Annotated in this window: 30 protein-coding genes; 20 read left to right on the top strand and 10 right to left on the bottom strand. The window is 37.9% G+C overall.

Annotated features, from left to right (window positions below):
- Positions 1 to 222 (bottom strand): hypothetical protein (locus BR30_RS37595; RefSeq protein WP_035446490.1); only part of this gene is annotated, 222 nt, incomplete at its 3' end.
- 287 nt (positions 223 to 509) lie between these two features.
- Here BR30_RS37595 and BR30_RS0132165 point away from each other — a divergent pair.
- The gene (locus BR30_RS0132165; RefSeq protein WP_026568637.1) at positions 510 to 1,511 is read left to right on the top strand and encodes an LLM class flavin-dependent oxidoreductase; all 1,002 of its coding nucleotides are present in this window, start codon (positions 510 to 512) and stop codon (positions 1,509 to 1,511) included.
- Between the two features lie 62 nt (positions 1,512 to 1,573).
- Here BR30_RS0132165 and serC read toward each other — a convergent pair whose 3' ends face one another.
- Entirely contained in the window at positions 1,574 to 2,671 is a 1,098-nt protein-coding gene (serC, locus tag BR30_RS0132160; RefSeq protein WP_026568636.1) for a 3-phosphoserine/phosphohydroxythreonine transaminase, read from the bottom strand.
- A 149-nt stretch (positions 2,672 to 2,820) separates the two neighbouring features.
- On the bottom strand, positions 2,821 to 4,122 hold the full coding sequence (locus BR30_RS0132150; RefSeq protein ID WP_442853016.1) for an MFS transporter: 1,302 nt from the start codon (positions 4,120 to 4,122) through the stop codon (positions 2,821 to 2,823).
- 224 nt (positions 4,123 to 4,346) lie between these two features.
- Here BR30_RS0132150 and BR30_RS0132145 point away from each other — a divergent pair, with 224 nt between their 5' ends.
- Entirely contained in the window at positions 4,347 to 4,601 is a 255-nt protein-coding gene (locus tag BR30_RS0132145; RefSeq protein WP_026568634.1) for a DUF1292 domain-containing protein, read from the top strand.
- Between the two features lie 55 nt (positions 4,602 to 4,656).
- Here the strand turns inward: BR30_RS0132145 and BR30_RS35045 are convergent, their stop codons facing one another.
- Positions 4,657 to 4,893: a hypothetical protein gene (locus BR30_RS35045; protein WP_035446489.1), complete on the bottom strand. Its 237-nt coding sequence runs from the start codon at positions 4,891 to 4,893 to the stop codon at positions 4,657 to 4,659.
- Between the two features lie 159 nt (positions 4,894 to 5,052).
- On the opposite strand from BR30_RS35045, the gene BR30_RS0132135 reads away from it, so the two are divergent.
- The 5 genes from BR30_RS0132135 to BR30_RS0132115 all read left to right on the top strand — a co-directional run bounded on the left by BR30_RS0132135 (position 5,053) and on the right by BR30_RS0132115 (position 9,916).
- Positions 5,053 to 5,850, top strand: coding sequence for an MBL fold metallo-hydrolase (locus BR30_RS0132135; RefSeq protein ID WP_026568633.1), 798 nt, complete (start codon positions 5,053 to 5,055; stop codon positions 5,848 to 5,850).
- 364 nt (positions 5,851 to 6,214) lie between these two features.
- Positions 6,215 to 6,949 carry a gamma-glutamyl-gamma-aminobutyrate hydrolase family protein gene (locus BR30_RS0132130; RefSeq protein WP_026568632.1) on the top strand — a complete coding sequence of 245 codons (735 nt, stop codon included), beginning with the start codon at positions 6,215 to 6,217 and terminating at the stop codon, positions 6,947 to 6,949.
- 22 nt (positions 6,950 to 6,971) lie between these two features.
- Complete coding sequence (locus tag BR30_RS0132125) at positions 6,972 to 8,087, top strand: cysteine desulfurase family protein (protein WP_026568631.1); 1,116 nt, start codon at positions 6,972 to 6,974, stop codon at positions 8,085 to 8,087.
- A 276-nt stretch (positions 8,088 to 8,363) separates the two neighbouring features.
- Positions 8,364 to 9,350: an aldo/keto reductase gene (locus tag BR30_RS0132120; RefSeq protein ID WP_026568630.1), complete on the top strand. Its 987-nt coding sequence runs from the start codon at positions 8,364 to 8,366 to the stop codon at positions 9,348 to 9,350.
- A gap of 260 nt (positions 9,351 to 9,610) precedes the next feature.
- The gene (locus BR30_RS0132115) at positions 9,611 to 9,916 is read left to right on the top strand and encodes a BC1872 family protein (protein ID WP_026568629.1); all 306 of its coding nucleotides are present in this window, start codon (positions 9,611 to 9,613) and stop codon (positions 9,914 to 9,916) included.
- A gap of 45 nt (positions 9,917 to 9,961) precedes the next feature.
- On the opposite strand, the gene BR30_RS0132110 is transcribed toward BR30_RS0132115, so the two are convergent.
- Complete coding sequence (locus BR30_RS0132110; protein WP_026568628.1) at positions 9,962 to 10,489, bottom strand: GNAT family N-acetyltransferase; 528 nt, start codon at positions 10,487 to 10,489, stop codon at positions 9,962 to 9,964.
- A gap of 49 nt (positions 10,490 to 10,538) precedes the next feature.
- The gene (locus BR30_RS0132105; RefSeq protein ID WP_026568627.1) at positions 10,539 to 11,318 is read right to left on the bottom strand and encodes a Cof-type HAD-IIB family hydrolase; all 780 of its coding nucleotides are present in this window, start codon (positions 11,316 to 11,318) and stop codon (positions 10,539 to 10,541) included.
- Between the two features lie 344 nt (positions 11,319 to 11,662).
- Between BR30_RS0132105 and BR30_RS37190 the strand changes: the two genes are divergently transcribed.
- Positions 11,663 to 11,818: a hypothetical protein gene (locus BR30_RS37190; RefSeq protein ID WP_155929020.1), complete on the top strand. Its 156-nt coding sequence runs from the start codon at positions 11,663 to 11,665 to the stop codon at positions 11,816 to 11,818.
- Between the two features lie 50 nt (positions 11,819 to 11,868).
- Here BR30_RS37190 and BR30_RS0132095 read toward each other — a convergent pair whose 3' ends face one another.
- Positions 11,869 to 12,549 (bottom strand): zinc metallopeptidase, encoded by a 681-nt coding sequence (locus BR30_RS0132095; RefSeq protein WP_026568626.1) that lies wholly within the window; start codon positions 12,547 to 12,549, stop codon positions 11,869 to 11,871.
- A gap of 522 nt (positions 12,550 to 13,071) precedes the next feature.
- Between BR30_RS0132095 and BR30_RS0132090 the strand changes: the two genes are divergently transcribed.
- Both BR30_RS0132090 and BR30_RS0132085 read left to right on the top strand, forming a co-directional pair.
- A complete protein-coding gene (locus tag BR30_RS0132090) occupies positions 13,072 to 13,734 on the top strand; it encodes a hypothetical protein (protein ID WP_026568625.1) in 663 nt (220 codons plus the stop codon).
- Entirely contained in the window at positions 13,731 to 13,976 is a 246-nt protein-coding gene (locus BR30_RS0132085) for a hypothetical protein (protein WP_026568624.1), read from the top strand. The genes BR30_RS0132090 and BR30_RS0132085 overlap by 4 nt, the downstream gene beginning before the upstream one ends.
- Positions 13,977 to 14,220: 244 nt before the next feature.
- On the opposite strand, the gene BR30_RS0132080 is transcribed toward BR30_RS0132085, so the two are convergent.
- Positions 14,221 to 14,682 carry a GNAT family N-acetyltransferase gene (locus BR30_RS0132080; RefSeq protein ID WP_026568623.1) on the bottom strand — a complete coding sequence of 154 codons (462 nt, stop codon included), beginning with the start codon at positions 14,680 to 14,682 and terminating at the stop codon, positions 14,221 to 14,223.
- A 222-nt stretch (positions 14,683 to 14,904) separates the two neighbouring features.
- Between BR30_RS0132080 and BR30_RS0132075 the strand changes: the two genes are divergently transcribed.
- Positions 14,905 to 15,243, top strand: coding sequence for a hypothetical protein (locus BR30_RS0132075; RefSeq protein WP_035446487.1), 339 nt, complete (start codon positions 14,905 to 14,907; stop codon positions 15,241 to 15,243).
- Positions 15,244 to 15,986: 743 nt separating this feature from the next.
- Positions 15,987 to 16,259: an HU family DNA-binding protein gene (locus tag BR30_RS0132070; protein ID WP_026568621.1), complete on the top strand. Its 273-nt coding sequence runs from the start codon at positions 15,987 to 15,989 to the stop codon at positions 16,257 to 16,259.
- A gap of 455 nt (positions 16,260 to 16,714) precedes the next feature.
- On the opposite strand, the gene BR30_RS0132065 is transcribed toward BR30_RS0132070, so the two are convergent.
- A complete protein-coding gene (locus BR30_RS0132065; RefSeq protein ID WP_026568620.1) occupies positions 16,715 to 17,533 on the bottom strand; it encodes a mechanosensitive ion channel family protein in 819 nt (272 codons plus the stop codon).
- A 401-nt stretch (positions 17,534 to 17,934) separates the two neighbouring features.
- Between BR30_RS0132065 and BR30_RS0132060 the strand changes: the two genes are divergently transcribed.
- The 8 genes from BR30_RS0132060 to BR30_RS0132030 all read left to right on the top strand — a co-directional run bounded on the left by BR30_RS0132060 (position 17,935) and on the right by BR30_RS0132030 (position 23,768).
- Positions 17,935 to 18,567, top strand: a complete 633-nt coding sequence (locus tag BR30_RS0132060; RefSeq protein WP_026568619.1) for a LysE family translocator — start codon at positions 17,935 to 17,937, stop codon at positions 18,565 to 18,567.
- A gap of 435 nt (positions 18,568 to 19,002) precedes the next feature.
- A complete protein-coding gene (locus BR30_RS0132055) occupies positions 19,003 to 20,001 on the top strand; it encodes an aldo/keto reductase (protein ID WP_026568618.1) in 999 nt (332 codons plus the stop codon).
- Positions 20,002 to 20,177: 176 nt separating this feature from the next.
- A complete protein-coding gene (locus BR30_RS0132050; RefSeq protein WP_026568617.1) occupies positions 20,178 to 20,606 on the top strand; it encodes a hypothetical protein in 429 nt (142 codons plus the stop codon).
- Between the two features lie 468 nt (positions 20,607 to 21,074).
- A complete protein-coding gene (locus BR30_RS38640) occupies positions 21,075 to 21,209 on the top strand; it encodes a putative periplasmic lipoprotein (RefSeq protein WP_269320671.1) in 135 nt (44 codons plus the stop codon).
- Positions 21,163 to 21,984, top strand: a complete 822-nt coding sequence (locus tag BR30_RS37590; protein WP_442853015.1) for a DNA/RNA non-specific endonuclease — start codon at positions 21,163 to 21,165, stop codon at positions 21,982 to 21,984. The genes BR30_RS38640 and BR30_RS37590 overlap by 47 nt, the downstream gene beginning before the upstream one ends.
- Positions 21,985 to 22,210: 226 nt before the next feature.
- Entirely contained in the window at positions 22,211 to 22,354 is a 144-nt protein-coding gene (locus tag BR30_RS37180) for a hypothetical protein (protein WP_155929018.1), read from the top strand.
- 248 nt (positions 22,355 to 22,602) lie between these two features.
- On the top strand, positions 22,603 to 23,055 hold the full coding sequence (locus BR30_RS0132035; protein WP_026568616.1) for a CBO0543 family protein: 453 nt from the start codon (positions 22,603 to 22,605) through the stop codon (positions 23,053 to 23,055).
- Positions 23,056 to 23,306: 251 nt separating this feature from the next.
- Complete coding sequence (locus BR30_RS0132030; protein ID WP_026568615.1) at positions 23,307 to 23,768, top strand: hypothetical protein; 462 nt, start codon at positions 23,307 to 23,309, stop codon at positions 23,766 to 23,768.
- Between the two features lie 488 nt (positions 23,769 to 24,256).
- Here the strand turns inward: BR30_RS0132030 and BR30_RS35035 are convergent.
- A partial coding sequence (locus BR30_RS35035; protein WP_035446485.1) for a transposase occupies positions 24,257 to 24,593 on the bottom strand: 337 nt, incomplete at its 5' end.

The raw sequence follows: 24,593 nt of genomic DNA, 5'->3' as shown, positions 1-24,593 counted from the left end.
GGCTTGAGATTGAGAGTCTTCTCCATCGGCTTGAGATTGAGAGTCTTCTCCATTGGCTTGAGATTGAGAGTCTTCTCCTTCAGTCTGAGATTGTGCGTTTTCTTCTTCAGTTTGAGATTGTGCGTTTTCTTCTTCAGTTTGAGATTGAGAGTTTTCTCCATCAGTCTGAGATTGATTGTTTTGGGCTTGTACATGTTGATGCTTTTTGTGTGGTTTTGGCAAAATAAACACCTCCTTTATCTTTTCTTGGTGCAAGAGTAATATCAATCCTTCCTGTACCAGAGTATTAATTCATAAAAATGCTATTTTAAAATAGCATACAATTTTATATGCATTTTCTATTATAAAGTGCGGGCGAGTTCTCTGATTAATGTGCCAATTTTTTCCACTCTCTATATACGGAGCTTCTGAAATAGAAGTTAAGGGAATTTTGGTAAGCATTTATTTTTGATTTCTTCATTCCTATTGTTACTATAGTAGTATTCTCTTTAGGGAAAGGAATGAAAAAAATGACAACTACTCAGATACCTGTATCTGTTTTGAATTTAGCTCCAATCCGGAAGGGACAAAGTCCCAGCCAAGCGATTGAGTCAATGGTTGAACTTGCACAATCGGTTGAACAAATCGGCTATCGACGCTATTGGATTGCAGAACATCATAATACAGCGACACTTGTCAGTTCAGCGACATCGATTCTAATCAAACATGTTTTAGAACATACAAATACGATTCATGTAGGATCTGGCGGGATTATGCTGCCTAATCATTCTCCGTTAGTGGTTGCAGAACAGTTTGGCACTTTAGCAACAATTTATCCCAATCGTGTCGACTTGGGGCTAGGGCGGGCACCTGGAACAGATATGATGACGGCCAGCGCCTTAAGACGTTCGAAAAATGATTCAGTCTACACCTTCCCTGATGATGTTAATGCATTGCTTACTTATTTTGGCCCAGCAGAGCAGCAAAGTTATGTGAAAGCCTATCCTGGTGTTGACACGAATATTCCGATTTATATCCTGGGGTCTTCGACTGATTCCGCGTATCTAGCGGCAAGCTTGGGACTGCCTTATGTATTTGCATCCCACTTTGCCCCTAGATTCATGGAAGAAGCGATGTCAATCTACAGAAGTCGTTTCCAGCCTTCAGAATATTTGGATAAACCATATATGATGGTTTGTTTAAATGTCATTGCCGCCGAGACTGACGATGAGGCACAATTTTTATCGACAACGATGCAGCAATTTTTCCTAAATGTTGTTCGTGGAACGCAAAATCCGTTGCAGCCGCCAGTTGAAAGCTTGGATGAGATTTGGACTCCAATGGAAAAAGAAATGGCTGCCACGAAGCAGAGTGTGACATTGATCGGAAGTAAAGAAACTGTTCGCCAACAGTGGACAGCATTCCAAGAGAAATATCAGGTCGATGAACTCATGGCCGTATCGTATATTTATGACACCGAAAAACAAAAACGTTCGTATGAAATATTGAAAGAAATAGTTGAGGGTATATAATCATAATAAAAAAGACCAGAAGAGACATTTATCTCCACTGGTCTTTTTGTATTAAAGAAATCTTAACTATTTTCTGATTGGAATTTAATCATGAACTCTTTGAATGCCTGACAGGCTTCCACTGGAACTGCATTGTAGGCTGATACTCGGCACCCGCCGATGGAGCGGTGTCCGTTTACACCGACAAAGCCTTCTTGTTTCGCTTGATCGAGGAATTTCTTTCCTAAGTCTTTTGACGCTAAGTTGAATGTAAGATTCATAAGGGAACGGCTTTCTGGTGTGGCATGACCAATGTAAAAACCATTACTTGCATCGATTGTCTCATAAATCAAGTTAGCTTTTTTCTCATTCAGTTTTGCAATGGCATCCAAACCACCCAATTCATGCGCCCAGTTTAGCACCTCTCCAAGCATATAGATGCCGAAAGTTGGCGGTGTGTTATACAATGAATTATTTTTAGAATGAGTGCTGTACTTTAACATCGTTGGGATATTTGTGTTTGCTTGTTCAAGCAAATCCTTGCGAATAATTACAACGGTTACGCCTGAAGGGCCAAGGTTTTTCTGGGCACCAGCATAAATGAGCGCAAACTTACTGACATCAATCGGCTTAGACAGAATATCACTTGACATGTCTGCGATTAATGGAACATCACCAGTATCTGGGAAGTCCTTCCATTGTGTACCATAAATCGTGTTGTTTGAAGTTATATGGACATAAGCGTCTGTTGAATCGTACTGTAATTGATCAAGTGCAGGAATGCTGCGGTAGTTGCCTTCTTTCGTAGAAGCCGCATGGTAAACCTCACCAAATAGTTTTGCCTCGGTGAAAGCTTTCTCTGACCAAGAACCAGTCATGACATATGCCGCTTTTTTACCCGTTTGTAAAAAATTCATTGGAATCATTGAAAACTGAAGACTTGCACCACCCTGCAAGAAGAGTACTTCATGCGTATCAGGAATGGATAGAAGCTCCTTTAAGCTGTCAATCGCCTGATTATGTACCTCTTCATAAGCTTTGCTGCGGTGACTAAGTTCCATGACGGACATGCCCGTACCTCGAAAATCAATTAGTTCTGCCTGAGCTTTTTCTAAAACAGAAATGGGTAATGCAGAAGGGCCTGCATTGAAATTATAAGCACGTTGGACTTGCAGTTTCATTTTTATCACTCCATTTTTTCTTTTCTATGACTATACCACACATATAAAATTCCGAAAATAAATTTAATTGTGAAATAGTGAATTTTTAAATATTTTTTTAAAAATAATAAAAAATAGGATGTCATTTCCAGAAATCCTATTTTTTCTATTTAGTTTTTTTCAGTTATTCTTTGATTGCTACGTGACCAGATAACCACTGGAATAAGGAGGAGGGAAATAATTCCTCCCGCGAATGAAAGACCCGCGTAACTGGTTTGTGAGACCACCATTCCGGATAGGGCTCCCCCAGAGGCCCCAGCTAAAGCAATTAAGACATCTACCGTTCCTTGAGTTTTGGCACGAGTTGAGGGATGAGTGGAGTCGACAATCAGTGCGGTGCCGCTTATTAAACCAAAATTCCAGCCAAGTCCTAGTAAAGAAAGCGCTACGATTAGGAGAAGCATGGAATCTGAAGGTGCGCTGGCAGCTAGTATGCCCGCCGCAAGAAGAGTAGCACCAGAAGCGATGGCCATTGTGGTCCGTCCGATTTTATCCACAAGTATCCCAGTCACGAGAGAAGGAAGATACATCGCGCCAATATGGAAGCCAATGACCATGCCAACCTCACTTAGACCATGTCCATGATGTTTCATGTAAACAGGTGTCATCGTCATAATCGAGGTCATGACAATTTGAGTTAACACCATAATGGCAGCTCCGACAATAATTCCTCGGTTATTTATTGCCAAATTACTAGATTGTTTCTCAATAGGCTCACTCTTGTCGATGACTTGCCGATCTGCAATGGCGTTGGCAACAATTAAAGGATCTGGGCGCAGAAAAGCTAAAAGGACTAACCCTGCAAGTAGAAAGGCTGCCGCCCCTAGAATAAAAGGACCAGCAAGAGCTGGGACACCGATAGAGATAGCAAATCGGCCCATAACTCCCACCAAGTTTGGCCCTGCCACAGCCCCGAAGGTCGTTGATACCATGGCAATGCTAACGGCTGTCGCTCGCTGAGTAGGTTTGGCTAAGTCCACTCCTGCATAGCGTGCTTGTAAGTTTGAAGCAGATCCCGCACCGTAGACGAGGAGTGATGCAAAGAGAAGATAGATATTACTAGTAATGGCCGAAACAATGACTCCAATGGCACCAATCCCGCCAGTCAAAAAACCTCCTGCAAGACCAATTCGACGGCCAAACCGTTGCGAAACGCGACCGATCAGCAGGGCTGCCCCAGCCGAGCCGAACGTTAACAATGCTGCCGGAATCCCTGCATAACTGTCCGTCCCTAACATTTCTTGGGCAAGGAGTGCACCTACAGTAATACCTGCTGCCAGTCCGGCACCACCGAAGATCTGTGACATAACCACGATTAGCAATGTTCGGCGATATAAATTTTGCTGCTTTTCTGGTGAATCGATGTAGCTTTTCAGCCAAGCCGGTTTTGAACTTTTTGGAATTTTTGACACACTTAAACCTCTTTCTGAAGAGTGTCCCCCTTCTTCTTTTGATGTTATTTTATCAAGAAAGAAAGGCAGTTTATATTGAAAAATGTCGAAAAATTCAAAACTTGTTCACATGAGGTTGACTGTGATGTATTTTTACTATGCCCAATTTAGCACCGATAGTAAAAACATATATTTCCATCTAGTGCTTTCTGCGTTAAGGGAATAATAATCGATGAGGTGAGGAAATGAAAAGTGATGAACCACGTGATTATATAACAATTGAAGATGACCAAGGAAATCTTAAAGATTTTGCTGTTGAAGCATTGTTTGATATGGAAAATGAATCCTATGCGTTATTAAAGGCTGAGGATGAAACCATCGTTATGAAGATAGAAGGGGAGGAAGGGAATCAAGACTTAGTTGGTATCAATGATCCTGCCGAAAGCGAAGCTATATTAGATGCATACCAAATCGCAGTAGAGAATGCTCCTGCAGAATAGACAAAAGCAGCGAAAGGACCTTCAGAGAACCGAGGGACTTTCGCTTTATTTTTTTTCAATAGTAATTAAAGCCAAGATAGATGATATAAATGATGATAGCTGTCATTGCGATAATCCAGACAAGAAAAACTGGATTCAATAAATAAGGATGTCTTTGTGTGCCTTCATTAATTGGAGTATCAAATTCCCCCGATTTAGTGCTTACCATTCTTCCGGTACCCAACGTAACAACTAAACCGACGATTAAGACTAACAAGACAATTCCGGCCAAAATCAGATGCCAATTATTCATGAGAACCCCACCTTTTTTATCATATAATTTGAGAAAATGGGGCGAAATATTCATTCGTAGGTGTAAATTTCTTCAAGAAAATATGATTGATTATTCATTCATTTTTAGATACAGTTATAATAACAATTTGGAAAATTCAAAAAAGGGAGATTGTCGATTATGGTAAACGTGTTTACGAATGAGGACGTTCTATGCATAGAGGGGAATGTTCAAAGCTCGGGTATCAAATTAGGAACGGTTTATTCTTTTTTGGTTGATGGAATGCTAATTGATACAGGGACACAGTGCCTTGAAACAGAACTAATCCCAATTTATGAGCAGCATGATTTTGATTTGGTGTCATTAACGCATAGCCATGAAGACCATTCCGGTCTAGCGGCATGGATTCAAAAACATAAAAATGTTCCAATCTATGTCCATCCAAACGGTATTTCAATTTGTAATCAGCATTGTCCCTATCCAAAGTATCGACAACTTACCTGGGGGGTGCGTCCGGCCTTTGATGCCTTGCCACTTGGGGAGAAAATTCAATCACGCAATCAAGAATGGAAAGTCATCTATACACCAGGTCATGCAGAGGATCATGTCTCATTTTTGCATGAAGAATCCGGCCGGTTATTTTCAGGAGATTTGTTCGTTACAACAAAAACGAAGGTCATTATGGATAGCGAATCCATTCCTGTGATTATCAATTCCATTCGCACACTGCTCAGTTTTAATTTTCAATCCCTGTTTTGTTGTCATAGTGGTTATATAGAGGATGGAAAAAGCAGGATGATGCAAAAGTTAGATTACCTTGAGAATTTATCTGGCGAAGTAGAAAATCTGTACAAAGAAGGCCGCTCCATTGATGAAATTACGCAAATGCTTTTTCCAAAAAAGTACCCTATCATTGCATTTTCTGAAGGAGAATGGAATTCGCGGCATATCATCTCTTCTATTGTCGCCAAAAGTTAACTAAAAAAGCTGAAAAAGGGTTCATTCCCTTTTTCAGCTTTTTTTAGTTAATATCTGTTAATTCTGATGAATGAACCAATTGAATATTATGTAGACTATCGACTTCCTTAATTTCGCAGAATCCCGAAGTGTATTTATAAAGGACTAAATATTTCTTACCATTGTAAAGAACATACTCCATTTTATCGCCATCCCTTGACAATATTTATATTATTTTATATAAGCCGTACATAGTAATCTATGAAGATTATGTAAAGATTATGTAAATTATTTTTGAAGTCCAAATAGTAGCTCATTCAAAAATACAATCTTATAGAATGATTATGGTAAGATATTGTTGTTAGCTTGTTAAGGGGGAAAAAATATGAGCAAAAAACCAGTTATCGGCATTACAGGTGCCTATGTAAAACATAACGAATATATGGAAGGTGTCTATGTGCACCATGATTATCATAAAAGTGTTGCTGCCAATGGAGGAATACCTATCATTCTTCCTTATATTAATCCTGAAATCTCAATAGAGACGCTGGCCTTGTGCGACGGAATTATCCTCAGCGGTGGAGAGGACATCGACCCAATGCTTTTTGGTCAAGATCCTCATCAGCACTTAGGCCCAACTACACCGGAGCGGGACTTGGCAGAGATGGCGATGGTGAAATACGCGCTTGAAAACAATATTCCGATCCTTGCCATTTGCAGAGGCGTTCAGATTTTGAATGTTGCTCTTGGCGGTACGTTAATCCAGGACATCCCGAGTCAAGTCAAGGAACCAATTCAACACAACCAGAAAATTGATAGAAGCCGAGATACTCACTGGGTGACCATCGCCACCGATAGTAAATTATTCGAAATGGTCGGTTCTGAACGAGTACGTGTGAATAGTCTCCATCATCAAGCCATTGATAAGGTGGCCAATGACCTTCGAGTTGTTGCCCAATCATCCGACGGGATTGTTGAAGCAGTGGAGTATATCCATCCAACCACATTTACGGTGGGTGTTCAGTGGCATCCTGAATCAATGGCAAGTACGAACCATGAAATGAACAATTTATTCAAAGAATTTATTAACAGCATGGTTAAGGTCGCAGCTTCTGTCTAAGGGGAAAGGAATGAATGACTAGATGGATAAAATTTATCTTGATTACAATGCAAGTACACCGATTGCTCCTGAAGTAGCCGAGGCAATGAAGCCATTGTTAGATCAATTTTATGGAAACCCGTCGGCCTTACACTGGGCAGGGTTTCCAGTAAAAGAATTATTACATCAAGCCCGTGCACAGGTTGCCGAATTAATCGGCTGTTCCCCAAGCGAGGTTATATTTACAAGTGGCGGAAGTGAGGCCAATAACCTTGCATTAAAAGGATATTATTTTAAAAATCGGCATAAAGGCAATCATATCATTACTTCCAAAATTGAACATCCTGCGATTATGAACCCTTGCAAATTTTTAGAACAAATTGGGGCAAAGGTCACATATGTAGACGTTGATCGGGATGGGAAGGTTACACTAGAAGCACTAAAAAAAGCAATCACCAATGAAACCATTTTAATTTCGATTATGCACTCAAATAATGAAACAGGTACATTGCAGCCAATAAGGGAGATCGGGGAAATAGCTCAAGAACTTGGGATTGCTTTTCATACGGATGCTTCCCAGTCGGTTGGAAAAGTTCCGGTGAATGTGAATGATTTGAAAGTGGATATGCTAACGATTGCCGGCCATAAACTTTATGCACCAAAAGGGATTGGTGCTTTGTATATTCGAGAGGGAATCCTGCTGGAACCACTTATCCATGGAGCGGGGCATGAGTTTGGCCTTCGGGCAGGTACGGAAAATACTTTATTGGCAGTGGGATTAGGAAAAGCCTGTGAAATGGCTAAACAACACGTAGAAGATTGTGGAATAAAAGAGTTAACCGATTATTTTTGGTTGCAATTAAAGGATACGTTCGGCGATTCCATAGTATTGAATGGCCATCCGGAGGACCGTCTGCCGAATACTTTGAATGTCAGTTTTGTAAGAAGAGTGGGTCAAGAGATATTGGATGCGATCCCTAAGTTAGCTGCGTCCACAGGGTCGGCCTGTCACACGGGCAGTATAGAATTATCCCCAGTCTTAAAGGAAATGGGGGTTTCTGAAGAAGTTGGAATGGGTGCCATCCGCTTTAGTTTAGGAAGATATACGACAAAAGAAGAGATTGACCAAATTGTGGAATCGATTAAAAGGATTCTGTGAAATAATGGAAGAGGACTAGCTCAAGGGAGGTAGTCCTTTTTTTGTGGGGTGGGGTGGCCGTCCTATTTTACCAAGACTAGACATATAATGAATTAGAGAAAGTAAAGCAGCCCCAAATAGTGTTTAATTGATGGAAAATTCTTCGAGTTGGTATAATATGTTAATACTGTCTAAGCCTTACATAAATAAAGGGATCTCGGTTAAAAGAAAGGAAACATGTACAGTATATATACGTTGTTGTCACCAATAGCCTAAAAATGAGAGGAATGAGGTAGCTTGCAAAAAAGAATGTTAGGGAAATCGGGGCTTGAAGTATCGGCACTTGGGCTCGGTTGTATGGGGATGTCAGACTTTTACAGCGGGCGGAATGACGATGAATCAATTAGAACAATCCATTGTGCCCTTGAAATGGGCATTACTCTTCTCGATACAGCTGATATGTATGGTGTCGGTAAGAATGAAGAATTGGTTGGAAAGGCCATCAAAGGACATCGTAATCAAGTGGTTATTGCTACTAAATTTGGAAATGTACGAGCAGAGGACGGAGCATTTTTAGGAATAAATGGCCGTCCAGAATATGTAAAAAAGGCATGTGAAGCGAGTCTTCGTCGCTTAGGTGTGGATCATATCGACCTCTACTACCAGCATCGAGTCGACCCCAACACACCAATTGAAGAAACCGTCGGAGCGATGGCCGATTTAATCCAAGAGGGGAAAGTTCGCTATTTAGGGCTCTCGGAAGCCTCTGCGGCAACAATTCGACGGGCAAATGCTGTCCATCCAATTACAGCTGTACAAACTGAGTACTCTCTTTGGAGTCGGGATGTAGAAGATGAGATTCTGCCCGCCTGCAGGGAACTTGGAATCGGATTTGTCCCTTACAGTCCATTAGGAAGAGGATTTCTTACTGGACAAATACAAAAGTTTGATGACTTAGCAGTGGATGACTATCGCCGTTTATCACCTCGTTTTCAGGGGGAAAACTTCCAGAAAAATCTGGAACTAGTTCAGAAGATACATGAAATAGCCCGTGAAAAAGACTGCCAGCCGTCCCAACTTGCGCTTGCTTGGTTACTTAAACAAGGGGATGATATTGTTCCAATCCCAGGGACAAAGAGAATCAAGTTTTTAGAAGAAAATGTTGGTGCACTTCAAATATCCTTAACAGCAACCGATTTAGATCGTATTAATGAAGTTGCTCCACGGGGTGTAGCGGCTGGTGAACGCTACCATGAAGCAGGCATGAAAGGCGTCAATTTATAATCGTTGATTGACGACCGACCGGCCCCGTTTTGGCTCATGCCGGTCGCCAATAGGCGTGATTGACGACCGACCGGCCTCGTTTCGGCAAATACCGGTCGCCAATAGCCCCGATTGACGACCGAACTGGCTCCTACCAGCAAATGATGGTCATCAATACCTCCTCACCCTAGAAGTGTCACTAAATTGAAAATGATTTCGGCGGGGCAGGCACGATGGAAATGGTAAAATAAAAAAAACAGAGAAAAGGGAGCCAGAAAGAAATGAACCAAGTTGAAATTATCGCTCGTAGAATACTAGGTTGGAAGTTAAATAGATGGGACAGGTGGTTTGATTTTGAAAAGGGGACATTCATTCCAGTGGCTGATTTTCAACCCGAGCAAAATCTTGACCATGCGATGCTCATCGTAGAAAAATTAAAAAACTTCGGTTTTACCTATACAACCAATGGGGGCACTGAAGTTTGCTTTAATAACATATGTGAAACGGGCGACACATTAGCCCAAGCCATCACTAATGCCGCCTTCACCATTGCTGATAACAGCTCGATTGCTGAGGAATGGCTGTAATAAGTACATAAAAAAGCTTGTAGTCCTACAAGCTTTTTATTGTTGCTATTTACTTCGTAACACAGTTATAAACCCATCCAAGATCTCATGACTGACCGAAAATCCCTTACGTTTATAAAATTCCAGCGCATCTTTATTACCGTTAGAAACAAAGATAAAATAATCCTCAACCTCATCAAATTGTTTTAACCACTCCATCGACATCTTGAAAAGTGTAGACCCAACTCCATACTTCCGATACTCGTCCTTAATATAAAATTGAGATAAACAACCAACATTTGGTCTACGAACCGTAGACATGTCAAAAAAAGTAGCAAAATCATTAGAATAGGTCTCTTTTGGAGAGATATTAGAATAGACGTACCCAACGACTTGTTCTCCATCCTTCACGATCACGATATAATTATGGATGGCGCTATTAATTGAAGGGACCATTCGGGTGTCAAAATTCATGCTGTCGAACAGTTCTGGTGTTATGTAAGCTTTCGACTTTTGAAAGGCCATTAGTTCATTGCATAAATCCCGGCAATATTCTATTTGTTCGTCCGAGATTACATCATATGATAAATTCATGATTGCTCACTCCTTATCTCCCATTTCAAAACTGATAAGAGCTCTCGGTTTAAATTAAACCAAGACGCTCTAATCCGTAACGGACACCGTCTTCCTCAGCTGAGAGTGTGACCATATTGGCCACTGCTTTCAACTCATCACGGGCATTTCCCATGGCGACGCCCATTCCGACCAATGACAGCATTTCCATATCATTTAATCCATCCCCAAAGGCCACGGCTTCATCAGGTGCAACCCCAAGTTTTTCTAATAATTTACTAATACCTACTGCTTTGTTAGAATTAGACAAATTCACATCACAGGTTCGTGCCCCTGAACTCCATCTGCGGAAATCCAGTTCTGGAACCTTTGACTGATAGGATAGCTCCTCTTCCAGATCGCAATGGAGGAAGATTTGATAAATATCCTGGTCTTTCCAAAATTGCGGCGGGGCAAGCTCCGGTTTCCATGGATCATGCTGGTACGCTTCTACGACGAAGGGATGATCTAAATGAGTAACTTTAAAGCTTGAATCGCCTAAATATGTCAGCGGATGTTGAAAGTTATTGGATAATTGATGGACTCTTTCTAGTACTTGCTTTTCAATCGAACTCTTATATATTTCTTTTCCTTCATGGAAGGCAAATGAGCCATTAAAAAAGACCATCGAGTCGACCCCAGTTTCTTGAATTATTGACTCAGTAAAATATGGTGCTCTCCCGGTAGCAATTACCACTTTGGTCTGATTCTCTTTTAGCCTCTGGATGGCATCCTTTGTGGCATGACTCAGTGTTTTTCCATGCGGGAGGATGGTTCCGTCTATATCTAAGATGACAACCTTATAATTCATAATACACACTCCCATTAATTCTTTCACAGATATTTGTACAGCAAAGTATAACATGTTCCAAGAAAAACTCTATACAAAACACACTTAAACAGTAACATTTATAATCGATGGGGATTTATTATATAGTTACTGGATATTCCTAGTCAAATCTGAGTACAGACACACGGTCAAGAAAACAATAGGCAAGGTATTATTTAATTCAGTTAACTGTAATTATATTATGTAAACCTATTCGGTGAAATTTGAAAAGGATTCATAGAACATGAAGGTCTCGGGCAAAATGTGAAAATGATAATGGTTTCTTTTAAGGAAAAAACACAACACACATTAGGGGAGGTATTACTGTGGATCAAATAGAGAAAAAGCGAAAACTACTTCGTGATTATGGCTATCCTGAAAAAGCAATTCCGAGATTAATGGAGGAAATTAGTTCGATGGACTATAATCGACTGGAAAAATTGATTTTGCCATATAACGACATCACATCAGAAAAATCCTAATAACTGAAACAAAAAATAAGACTCCACCGCGGAAGTCTTATTTTTTATTCTTAATCATCATTATTTTGCATTCCAGTAAACATGAGAACAAATCGGAGTAATTCTGCTACTGCTACAACTGTTGCAGCTACATACGTTAGCGCAGCCGCATTGAGCACTTTTTTCGCTCGATACTCTTCTTCATTTCTAATCAGACCAGAACCAACCATTACATCCAGAGCTCTGGAACTCGCATTGAATTCGACAGGTAACGTAACCACCTGAAAAAGGACTGCAGCGCCCATAGCGATAATGCCAAGTAATAAAAAGTTGGCAGAGGATAGAAGAATACCGATTAAGATCAAGATAAATGAAAAATTTGAGCCAATATTTGCGACAGGTACTAATGCATGTCTTACACGTAAAGGTACATAACCATCCTTTTGTTGTAGACAGTGGCCCACCTCGTGAATGGCAACGGAAATCGAAGCAATTGATGTTCCGTAGAAATTCGATGAGGAAAGCCTAACGCTTCTACTTCTTGGATCGTAGTGGTCCGATAAGTGACCTCTCACTTCTTCCACCGATACATCGTATAAGCCATTTTGATCCAAGATTCTTCTAGCAGCCTGGGCACCCGTTAATCCAGAAGAGGAGCCTACTTTCAAAAATTTAGAGTAGGTACTCCTTAAATACATCTGCACAAATATTGGAATTATCATGATTAGAATAAAATAAACGATAAAACCCATGATGCATGCTCCTTCTCAAGATGCTATTTTATATACATTATTATACTTTAAGGTACACTTTTTTAGTAATAAAGTGCTTGTTAAAAATAGGACTAACCAATTTGGTAACGGTTTCCGTTTCCTATCGCAAACATTAAAAATGTAAGTTAAAATGAGTGCCAATTTGCTTATCAAATTGACACTCATTTTTTATTGGTGTAAAGCCATTTGTGCAGAAATTACATATAAATTCGTATAGTAAATTGCACCACAAATTGTAGGGGTACAATGGCTGTTGTACCCCTACAATTTTACCCTCAATTTGATATACAAATGGTCTTACAAAAAAATGCTTAGAATGAACGTTATAATTGGATATATATGTTAAGATGAAATAAACTTTGTGAAAAAATGTACTTACGCTAACGAAGCAGGATAGTTGAAGAAGGAAATGCCATAAACAAAGAGGAATATTATACTTAGGCTTGCTTTGTTCAGCTCGGATCTCCAACAAAAAGTTTTCCTACTAGATAGGGGGTAAAAATGGCATCTATTGTTTACACAGTTATATTAATTGTTAGTTTCTTATTTTTAGTGTTGAAAAAGGGCGAAGCAGAATCTTATTTTCCTATAAAAATAATTGGATACTTTATATTAGGTTCATTTGCTTTTAATTTCAATCAAATTCCACTTCCTCTTGGGTTTATAGTGTACCTGTTATTTTTTCGACCTACGTTAAATGTAGATGTAAAACGAATGGCATCTGTCTTTGGTGTTCTTGCATTTATACTGGTCCATTGGATTTTGCCATTTGCCATTCATGAATGGGAAAGCCGCCCAATATTTATCGAACATGAACTTGGTTCAGTATATACGATGAACTTTCAAGATGAATATGAACTGATTAAGCAAGAATTAAAGCTAGAAAACCAAAATTTAAGGCTTGAGGATTTTGAAGTAGAATATGTTAAAGATGGTAGAATTACAGACTTAAGCTGGCAGCTACTCGGACAAAATGGCAATAGCTATAATTTTTATAAAATTCGATATGATATTGGTAAGAGTAGGTATCGAGTTACGAATAGTCAGCTTGAAAAATGGCTCCAATACAATCGATTAATTGAAGCTGACCATTTCTTTGAAAATCTTAATGTGCTTGATATTAAGGATATACTCATGCAAAGGGTGACTTTTCTTCCTATGTGATACGAAGTACAGGGGAACGAATCAATTATGCAGTAGAAAATCGAACTCATTTTTTCGTATCAAATGGAGAAATACAATTACTAGATGAAAAACAGTTACCAGTTGAATGCTATTATATTTCAACCTTCGCAATGAAGAAAACTGAAGAAAAAAGAGATGATCAAGGAAATATCACACAAGAAAGCTTCGAAGGTACCGAATCATCTGATTATCTGTTTGATGTAAATTTTGATGAGGAATGATAAAAATACTAGATTTGGACTTTTTTTAACGTTTTTAATATCCATCTTGGATAATCTATTTGTCATGTGAATAAATACACTCAAAGTAACGGGTGCTTATGTTGAAGATGGGATCGCCGCAGCAATCCCTTTTTCCTTATTACACAACGAAGCAGTTAATGATTTCGTGATTTATTGTGAACTTTTACGAATAGGGACTTTATTTTTGAGAATATCAATCTTAATAAAAGGAGCATAAAAAAGGTTAAAGAATCTTTTCATAATTAATTAGAGTTAAGTATTCGTTAATTTGTTGATCCCCTGTTTTTTTATAGCCAAATTTTTCATAAAAATGGCGATTTCTACGGTTGTCCTTTGGTGTATCAAGTGACCACTTTTTAACTTTAGGGAATTGCCTTTCCAACTCCTGTAAAATTTTTGTTCCCAATCCTTTATTTTGAAATTCAGAACCAAGGAAAATACGATACAAATAATTATGATCTTTTGTTTGCTTTACAAGACAAATTCCGCCTGCAAGCTTGCCATCAACGAATATAGAATAGTGCAAAGAATTTTTCATTCTAAAAAAAAAGTAATCCAATGATTCAGTTGCAGGACTTGTATGATAATCCTTATATTTGATTAAATCTGAATGAAACGCTTCTTTTTGAATCTTTAACAATTCGTTTGCTTCCGAAAGCTTAGATGGTATTATCTTAAATTTCAATTTCCCCACCTCTTACGCCATTTCTGTCATTATATGAACATCTGACTTATAGTTTAATTAAATGATAAAGTTCCTCAGATATCGAAAATAAGGACTTACGCTCGAAAAATATGCTTATCTTTTTATAATAATTCTTCTTTAACCAACTGAGCAGTTTAGTTGAATATGGATGGTTAAAATTTACTATAATTACTGTTATTGGGTTTTAGGGATGTGATAGCAATGTGTGGAATAGATTTTGTAATTGGAGTAACCAATAAAGAAGCATCAAAGGCAGATAAATATGTTCATTTTAACGAAAGAACACACGCTTACCTAATAAATATGGAAAAGGGTTCTGGTAATGACTTTAATCTTCTTTTGAATCTTGACCCTTATCGTCAAACAATAATATATAGAGATAAGATTCCAGATTTATTAGTAATATGCGAAGCCTTAATTAATAAATACAATTTGACTGGTGAAAAACAATGTGAAATAAGGACTTTTGCACAAGAATTAAAGGAACTATGCGAAGATGCGATAAAACAAAAGAAACATATATACGCTATTGGAGATTAGTTTATTTTGCTTATCAATCTCGGTTTCCACCTTGTTGAACTAACGGGTGCTTGAGTTTAAGATCAGAGCTGTCATTGAGGCAGCTTTTTCTTATTGAACTCCCATGAAAATAATTTCTGAAAAAAGGCATAGAAAAATAGACCTAGACAAACCAGTTTTTAAAAAAAGGCTGAGCCTCTTGAAAGATAATATTAGTGTTGGCTATAAATTGATTTAGTAACATCTTTCTATTTAACATTTGATCAGACAAAGCTGGCGCAACAACCAGAATAAGGATTAATCTCCCATGAGTGCTACCTCAAAAGGGCGCGACAGTCTGTGGTACACCGTGGTCGTTGGAGTCAGACTAACGGATGGGCTCAAAGGCACCATAGTTCAAAGATCTTCTTCGCCAGCATTAAAACAGTATAGACTGCAAGATTAATTTTCATTCTCTGTGGTGAAGCGCTGATTTTCCGCTTCATGGATGGCTAACGGGTGCTTCAGTTCAACAATATTTGGCTGCTAAGTCAGCCATTTTTTTGTTCCACTAACGAAGCAGTTTAGTTAAAGGAGGAATTATTTGAAAAAAAAGGGAATAATGCATTTTATTTCGCCAAAAAGCCAGTTTTAATATTAATCTTCATGAAAAAGCAGGAATATACCTTTCTTTTATCTAATCTTATTTAATGACAAACATGTAGAACATATGTTATGTTTTTATCCCTACATAATTTAAAAATAAAAAGAAGAGGTGTTTGAATATGAATAAAACAGAATTAGTGAATGCTGTTGTAACACAAACAGAGTTAACAAAGAAAGATGCTGCAAATGCGGTCGATGCATTGTTTGAAACCATCTCTAATACTCTTGCAAAAGAAGAGAAAATCCAGTTGATTGGATTTGGCACATTTGAGGTGCGTGAGCGTGCAGCTCGAACAGGTCGTAACCCACAAACTGGTGAAGAAATTCAGATTTCTGCTTCTAAAGTTCCAGCTTTTAAACCAGGCAAGGAATTAAAAGAAGCTGTTAAATAAGTTTGTATAGTTCTTAAAGAATTGGCTCTAAGGTATGATCCCTAGAGCCTTTTTGTGTTTGAAATAGAGTGTCTATTCAGGGAGGCTTTTTGGACATACGGCTATATTATTAAAGAGATCAGGAGGAATTAGAATACTTATCAAAGTAGATTGTGAAGATTTTTACTTAAACTAAAGAAGCAGGTTAGTGGAATAAGAAAAAATAAAAAAGCGTAGTAAACTGGAGTTGATATGCCCATACTCCATAAGCTTTCCGTATAAATCGATCCAACCAATTTGTATATCGAGTTTAACTCGATTGTGTAAAGGGAATCTAATTTACTCCTGATTATAACTTTAGCTCAGAATCCTAAGTTTGACATCTGGAGTACAACGGGAGGGGGTCCGAACCACCCGTCTTTAATAAAATCCGCAGAAAAAAAGCAAGAGATATGTACTCTTGCTTTTTATGATATTTAATGGCTTGTGTCGAGGCTCTCCGCCATCTTCAAGTCGTTTTTGTAGGCAGCCATTGCCAGTTCATACCTTACCTTTTTGCTCGCTTCCAAGAAATCCGCTTCTTTCACAAGACCTGATAATGAATACCTGTGACCCCTGAAATCCACGTTCAGTTCGGTGATTTGGTTGAATTTGAAACTCTCCACAGGAAAGCCGTGTTCATCCTTCAACAGGTATTCCCCGTATTTCTCGTTACATGTTTTTGCCACTTCCTCCATCACTTTAAAGGCATAGTCCGGATTTTGCTTATAGTTCAGGACAAGACTTTCGTTCACCCGGCGCATTCCCCGGTTTCCGTTCTGAAGTTCCACGATGCTGCTATAGGAGACAGTATAGAGGTATCCGTCAAACTGGCGAATCTTCAGGTAGCGTATGCTGATTTCCTCGATTTTCCCCTGACGGTTTCCATTGATGATGACATAATCCCCATGATGGATCTGACGCTCAAACAAGTAGGTCAGCCCCATAATGTAATCACGAATGATATGCTGGAAGATTAATGCCAAGGCACCTGCCACCACTACAGAACCAGTGACAAACTTTTCCAGGTCGAAGAAATGGCTAAGTACATAAATAAAGAAGAACACAAGTCCCAATACCTTTGTCACTTGGTTGGCGAAATGCATCAAGGTCTCTTCCCGTTTTTCATCCAAGAAGTACGTTTTGTCAAAGAAAAGCTTGATGGATTTGCGGATCAAATAAACCGTAAGTATAATCAGCAGTGCCACCGTTAAAATTTTTACGGGCAACTGCTGGAACAGTCCCAAGAAAAACATCCTATCAACTCCCACTTTCTTTACACTATACCAAAGGATTGCGATAAGGGAAAAAAACTTCCTTCCCAACAAACCTTAACGATAGCATGGTTCCATTAAAAAAAAGAAGCACTATCCAGGCTTCTTGAGGAACGATTATATTGTTAATAATGTGTTTTCCGCTGCTGAATGGATATTAAAAGAAATAGAGATAAAGGTCAATGAGGAATTGATCCTAGGAAAGATTAATACCCTTTTTTCGTTCTTAATGGACTAACGAAGCAGTTTAGTTCAATAAAAAAATTAACTGTTTCATCAATTTTTTTAAAATTTTTTTGTAAAATAAGATAAAAATCTTTCCAAACCTTTCATGATCCTATAATATCAATAAGGGCACCTTGAAAAAGAAAGGGTGCATAAATATGTATGGTATCATTCATTATGAAGTATTTTTAATTACAGGAATTTTGTTGAATTTAATTCCAGGTACAGACACGATGTATATCGTAGGAAGAAGTATTTCTCAAGGGAGAACAGCTGGAGTATGTTCCGTTTTTGGAATCATTACAGGCTCATTAATTCATACACTGTTCGTTGCGTTTGGATTATCCATTATACTGTTAAAATCTGTTTTCTTATTTAATACGATTAAGATTTTAGGTGTTATCTATTTAGTATACTTAGGAATACGCATGCTATTAGATAAATCAAATGCGGCGTTTCAGGCACCTGAAGTCGATAAGTTAAATATTCGCAAAGTATATGCGCAAGGTATTTTAACGAGTCTAACAAATCCTAAAGTATCGTTATTTTTTCTTTCGTTCCTTCCACAATTTATAGATACACAGACTTCTGGACCGATTCCTTTTTTAATTCTAGGACTAACTTTTACAACAACTGGGTTGTTATGGTGTTTATTTGTTGCGTATTTTTCTTCATATGTAACAAATAAACTAAGAGGAAACCAGAAAATTGGAATGGTATTAAACAAAATAACTGGAGTAATCTTTATTGGCATGGGGATTAAGCTGCTTCAAACAAAAGCTCCTAACTAAACTTATTAAAACTCCGATGCCCCCTAAAATAAATAAGTTTAAGCTGAATCAAAAATAAAATGAAACCCTTCAGAATTGTTTTATCTGAAGGTTTTTTTGAATAATCGTTCTTCAACTAACGGGTGCTTGAGTTACATATGGGTTCTGTCAATGATTGCTGCGGCGGTCATTTTTCTTGTTGAACAAACGGGGCAGGTTAGCTTAAGAAAAACCATTTAAATATCTCCCGCTTTTTTACCGATTTATGGTAATGTTAATGTAGTGAATATTTATGAAAAATTACTATGTAAGAGGGATTGTTTGCTTTCAATATTTTATGTCTTTGTTGGTTTAGTTGTTCTATATGTTATTATTCGATATGCCGTTAGGAGCGGGATTTCAGAACGAAATTGGTTACAGATTGAATCACTGAGACTGCCGAGGGGGAAATGTTCAATGAAAAAACGATCACTTGGTCAAAACGGTCCTCTGGTTTCTGAGGTTGGTCTAGGCTGTATGGGAATGTCATGGCTATATGGTAATGCTGATCGAAGTGAAAGCATTGCAACAATCCACGCGGCACTTGAGGGCGGCATTACACTCTTTGATACAGGGGATTTCTATGGCGATGGACACAATGAATTACTTCTACGTGAAGCATTCCAAGGAATCCAACGGGAAAATGCTTTCATTTCAGTAAAATTCGATGGCAAGCTACACTCTCAGGGTAAGAGGCATCGGGAGTATGATAACCACCCTCATACAGTAAAGAATTTCCTTGAGGATACCCTACTGCGCCTAGGTGTTGAATACATCGATCTTTATCAACCAGGCACAGCCTGCATCGATCGAAACGTACCAATTGAAGAAACGGTTGGTGCAATTGCCGATATGGTAAAGAAGGGATATGTGCGTTACATTGGTCTTTCTGAAGTAGGAGTGGATACAATTCGTCGCGCACACACTGTACATCCTATTAGTTGGCTGCAAATGGAATACTCACTATTTAATCGGAGCATCGAATCAATTATCTTGCCAACTCTACGGGAATTAGGTATTTCTCTTTCGGCTTACGGTGTTCTCTCAAGAGGTTTATTGAGCGGTACATGGTCAAAAGATCGGGTTCTAGGTTTGGATGATAAACGCAGTAATGGTCCGCGGTTTGCCAAAGAAAATATTGAAAAGAATTTAGCACTTGTAGAGGCGTTGCGTGAAATTGCTAAAGAAAAGCAAGCAACCATTTCGCAGGTTGCCATCGGATGGGTTTTATCCAAGGGTGAGGATGTTATCCCATTGATTGGTGCAAGAACGCAGTCACAACTTCATGTTTCAATCGGCGCAGTTGATCTGAATTTAAGTTCAGACGACCTTTCACGAATCGAAGAATCCGTACCTCCAGAACTTGTCGCTGGTGAATACTACCCTATACCACGGGAGAAATGGTTCTTCAACTGACGGGTGCAAGAGTTAAAGAAAATGATTGCTGCGGCGGTCTTTTTTTCTTGTTGTACTAACTGGGCAGGTTAACTTCATAAGTCAGATTTGGAGGAGCATTATTTCGTGGGGGAAATATGCTCCTTTTTGCTGCATATACATTATCTATCAAAGAAGAAAGAAAGCGGTGAACATTCATGTTGGAAAATTTTCATGAAGCCATTTCTAAATTAAAGACGGATGTGGATATAGTCCTAGCTGGATTTCAAAGAGACGAATTCGATATAACCCTTAATCTTCAAATAATTCGTGCTTATGAGAATGAACTTCTAGAGGAGTGGCAGATTGTCTGTCGGGACAGCGGTTCTAAATATCGTTTTGAAACCTTCGAGAGTAAAGAATTGGAGATATTAAGTGACCATGAATTGCTATGGAAATATAACAACGATTGCGGCAAGTTAATCTTAAAGGGGAGAGCGAAATCGACTTTTAAAACCATTGGGGAACTGTATAAAACGCACCATAACCATACGAAGGGTTACTTACCGTTTGATAAGCTCTCCTATTTTAGACTTGATCATCTTTTACATAAGGGTTCTGGTCTTATTGAGGGTCCAATGCCTTAATGGAATCTATCAAAAGGTGTTAACCAAAAATGGTTATACGACCACTTTGTTACCATTTAAGGAATACGAATATTATGAAACAAGAGATTATAAACTGTTATTAATGGGCAACTCCTATGTTGTTGCTAAGCATTTTTCCGCTCATAAGGTTAAAGGGTAAGAATGGGAAATTTTTGAAATAGTCTTCTTCAATTAACGGGTGCGTTTATTCAAAAACAGCTGCCATTTCAGGCGGCTTTTTCTTTTTGAACTAAAGATGCAGTTTAATGGAATAAGGAATTTTACCAAAACTAGGTTAATTAAATTAAGGATAATCATATGGGAATAAAATTTGTTGGAGTTAAAATTATAAGGATTTTAGCTTTAGATTGGAATCCTTTTTAAATTATTATTTCTTCGTTTTTTGAAGTGTTTTAGCAGTATAATAGTATTGGTATTTCTAAGATATTTACAAAAAGGGGATAATTCATGAAGAAATTAACCTACATATTTATGGCGTTTTTATTAGTTTTCCTTGCAGCCTGTTCATCAAATGAAACAACTGGCAAAGAGGAAAATGGAAACAAAGATAGAAGGAAAAAAAAAGGAACAGGGTGTAGATGAGGCTAAAGAAAAGGTAGAAAAAACGAAAAGTGAAAGCGGAGTCAGTCCAAGCGTTCCTGCCACTAGTACACCAACGATAACAAGTGTTAATGGTGACTTTGACTACAATAAATATACACTAATTGTAGTAGATGGCGGAGATATGTCAGGTTCTAGAAAGCCGAATGTAAGAGTTGATGTCGGGTATGGCGACAGGGAATATTGGGCTTTTACAAATGAATACGGACAGCTAATTCGTGTTGAAGCAAAAAATATAATACTCCAAAATCCGAATACTGAACATGTTTTATCGTCTGGGAGATACTATTCTGATGAAGCAAAGGTTCCCGGTACAGAGAGTCAAGAATTAGATGAAGGGCATGTGATTGCTGACTCACTTGGGGGAGTATCTAACGCATATAACATTACACCTCAAGACAGCATTCTCAATAGGCACGGCGATCAAGCCTATATGGAAAAAGTGATTCGAGACGCAGGGGGTTGTACAGATTTCGTAGCAGTGATTCAATATCCAAATACTCAGACGCAAATTCCTAACCATTATAAATTCACTTACAAAATTCAGGGCAGAACCATTACAGATGAATTTGACAATGTAAACCCAGATGAAGTGAACAAAAATTTAGGGGAAACGACAGGTACGAGCAGTACCCCACCGAAAACAGACAATGTACCAACAAACGAAACGGTAAGTAGTAATGAAGATGTTAGTAAGGTGGATACCAATCATAATGGAAGTGTTACGATCGCTGAAGCCAAAAGCTGCTGGCTTTAAAATGCCAATTACGCGTGATTCATGGCTCTATAAATATATGGACGATCGGGATGGTGATGGACTAGTAGGTGAGTAAACAAATTGTCTATATACACATATAACACAAAAATGAAGAAAGGCTGCTATTTTTGGCGGCTTTTTTCTTGTTGTACTAACGAAGCAGGATAGTTGAAAAAGAATAACAATTTATTTGCTTGATAATGACTATTACAAAGAGGTGAATAAAATGGCTATAATTTTTGTAGGTTTATGGGTTGGTTTAACAGTACCAATTGCGTTATCAGTTGTTTTTGCAATGCTTAAACCAATTGTTATGGCTGATAATACTGGAATAAGTATGATTATTATTGGATTGTTAGTTAGGGATTAAAATATATGAAAAAAAAATTGAACCTTGGGTGGATAGGCGAAAGAAAAAAAGAAAATTTCCGTAATTAAGCTAACGGGTGCGAGAGTTAAAGAATGGGATGGCTGTGGCTATCCCATTTTCTTATTGTGCAAACGAAGCAGGTTTGTTGAACAAGGACAATTGCTTCGTTGCAATTGTTTAATAAAAAAATTCTAACAGTATATCCTAGAAAAGAACTTATTTTTGTGTTTTAGATGGGGATGTATTCAATGTGGTTTCTTTATGCATCTATTGTTCTGTTTAACCTGACTGCATTTCTGATGAAAAAAAAATTACGTCCTATTGAATATTATGCAAGCATTTTTTGGGGCTTATTTAATGCGGAGTTAGCTGATAGATTTACGGATAAATATAATATGTATGGATTTTTCGAACCTTATTTCATAGAAGCTAAGACTTTACTTATTATTTTAGGTATATACCCAGCTGCAATTATGCTTATTATTAATTGGTATCCTTTTAACCGACCATTAATTAATAAGTTTTATTACATATTATGTTGGTCTGCTTTTTCTATCCTTTACGAATGGTTATGTCTAAAAATGGGATTCCTATATCATAAGAATTGGAATATGTGGTTTTCTGCTGTTTCTTATCCTATTTTATATGGGGTGTTATTATCCAATCTAAAATTTATTCGCTGGTTAGAAAAAAACAAATAGTTCAAGTGCTTAAATATCATATTGTGAAGAACTGCACTTAAAGTAACTGGTGCTTATGTTAAAGATGGGATAGCTGCGGCGATCCCTTTTTCTTTTTCAACTATAGAGGCAGTTTAACTTAAGAAGAAGTAGGCAGACAAGAAAAGCGTTTTTTTGTGGTGATGGTGGGAGATTAGCGAAGAACATACTTACGACATAAAATGAATACTTAGAAAATGAATAGAGAACGCTAAGAAAGAGGAGGGCTAAAGATGTCAAATAAAAATCAGTGGCTACTTAATGTTCCTATGGTTTTATTAGTATGGTTAACACTCCCTTTTTTAGGGGTACGTAATATTAAGAAATTCCTTCCTGCATCCATTTTTATTGTAATTGTAGAAATTCTTCTTGCCCAAATTGGGAAGGAACGCAAATGGTGGGTTTTTTATAAAAAAAATTCATTTATTTCAGTGGCATTACCTTTTTATATTGGTCCTTTTTTAATAGGTTCAATGTGGATATTAAAATGGACATATGGAAATTTTAAACGTTTTCTTACACTTAATGCAATAGTAGATGGTATGTTTACCATTTTAATGATGAGTTTATTAAAAAAATTAAAATTAGTTACACTCGTCCGGTTTAATAAAATTCAATTTTTTCTTTATTTGTTTCTTAAGTCGTTCTTGTTTTATGGATTTCAATACCTCATTGAAAAGAGAAATGCTGACTAGATTTGGTTAAAGGGATAAAATTGTTAGTTATGTTAAATTGATGGCATATGTGAAATTTTGCACTTAAGCTCCCTCAGTTAGATACGGTTTTCTCTCAAATACTCACTTATTCGCAGGATTTCAAAGTACTTGTAATTACAATAGGCTACTAATGAAATGAGTTGTTAGGATTATGGCTACATGAAGGCGTACTTAAATAAAGGAGGTAATGAAAACTCCATTAATTTCCATATAATGTACGTATTCTCCACGCCACCCCTGGAGGTTTTCGCTCCCATGTCTCAACGGGTCAAATGCCCTTTCATTCCTTCGTCATACCTATTCCAAGTGGTAGATGCCGGTCTTTCTAACGGAACGGGTCAGAGCCCTTATGCTTAAGTAATCCGGTACTTCGTACTTTCTTTGAGATCCTACGAATAAGCCAATATTCGAAAGGTATTAATCTGGTACACAGTATTTTTCTTTTAAGATATCTAAATTCAATTATATTAAGCAGCTATTAAAGTCACAGGTTGTACCTTGTCTGAACGATAGGAATCATTCTTTTTGGCTAGTCCTACTAGAATTCTTGCGAATTTATTAATTAGTTTCATGATTGACTTCATTTTTTTCATCTTTTTCACATTAACATTATTAGAATGTAGTTCTTTGAAATCGGGGTTGTTCATGACAAGGCTCATTGTGGTAAGATACAAAAATCGTCTCAAACGTGATCTTCCTCGTTTTGAGAGGACAATTTGTCCTTTCCATTTACCTGAACTAGCTTCTGCTAAATGTAATCCCGCATGGCGTAATAAAGAATTACCATGAGCGAAACCACTGAGA

It is taken from the genome of Bacillus sp. UNC41MFS5 (genome assembly GCF_000686805.1).
This window is presented reverse-complemented; position numbering and strand designations above follow the sequence as displayed.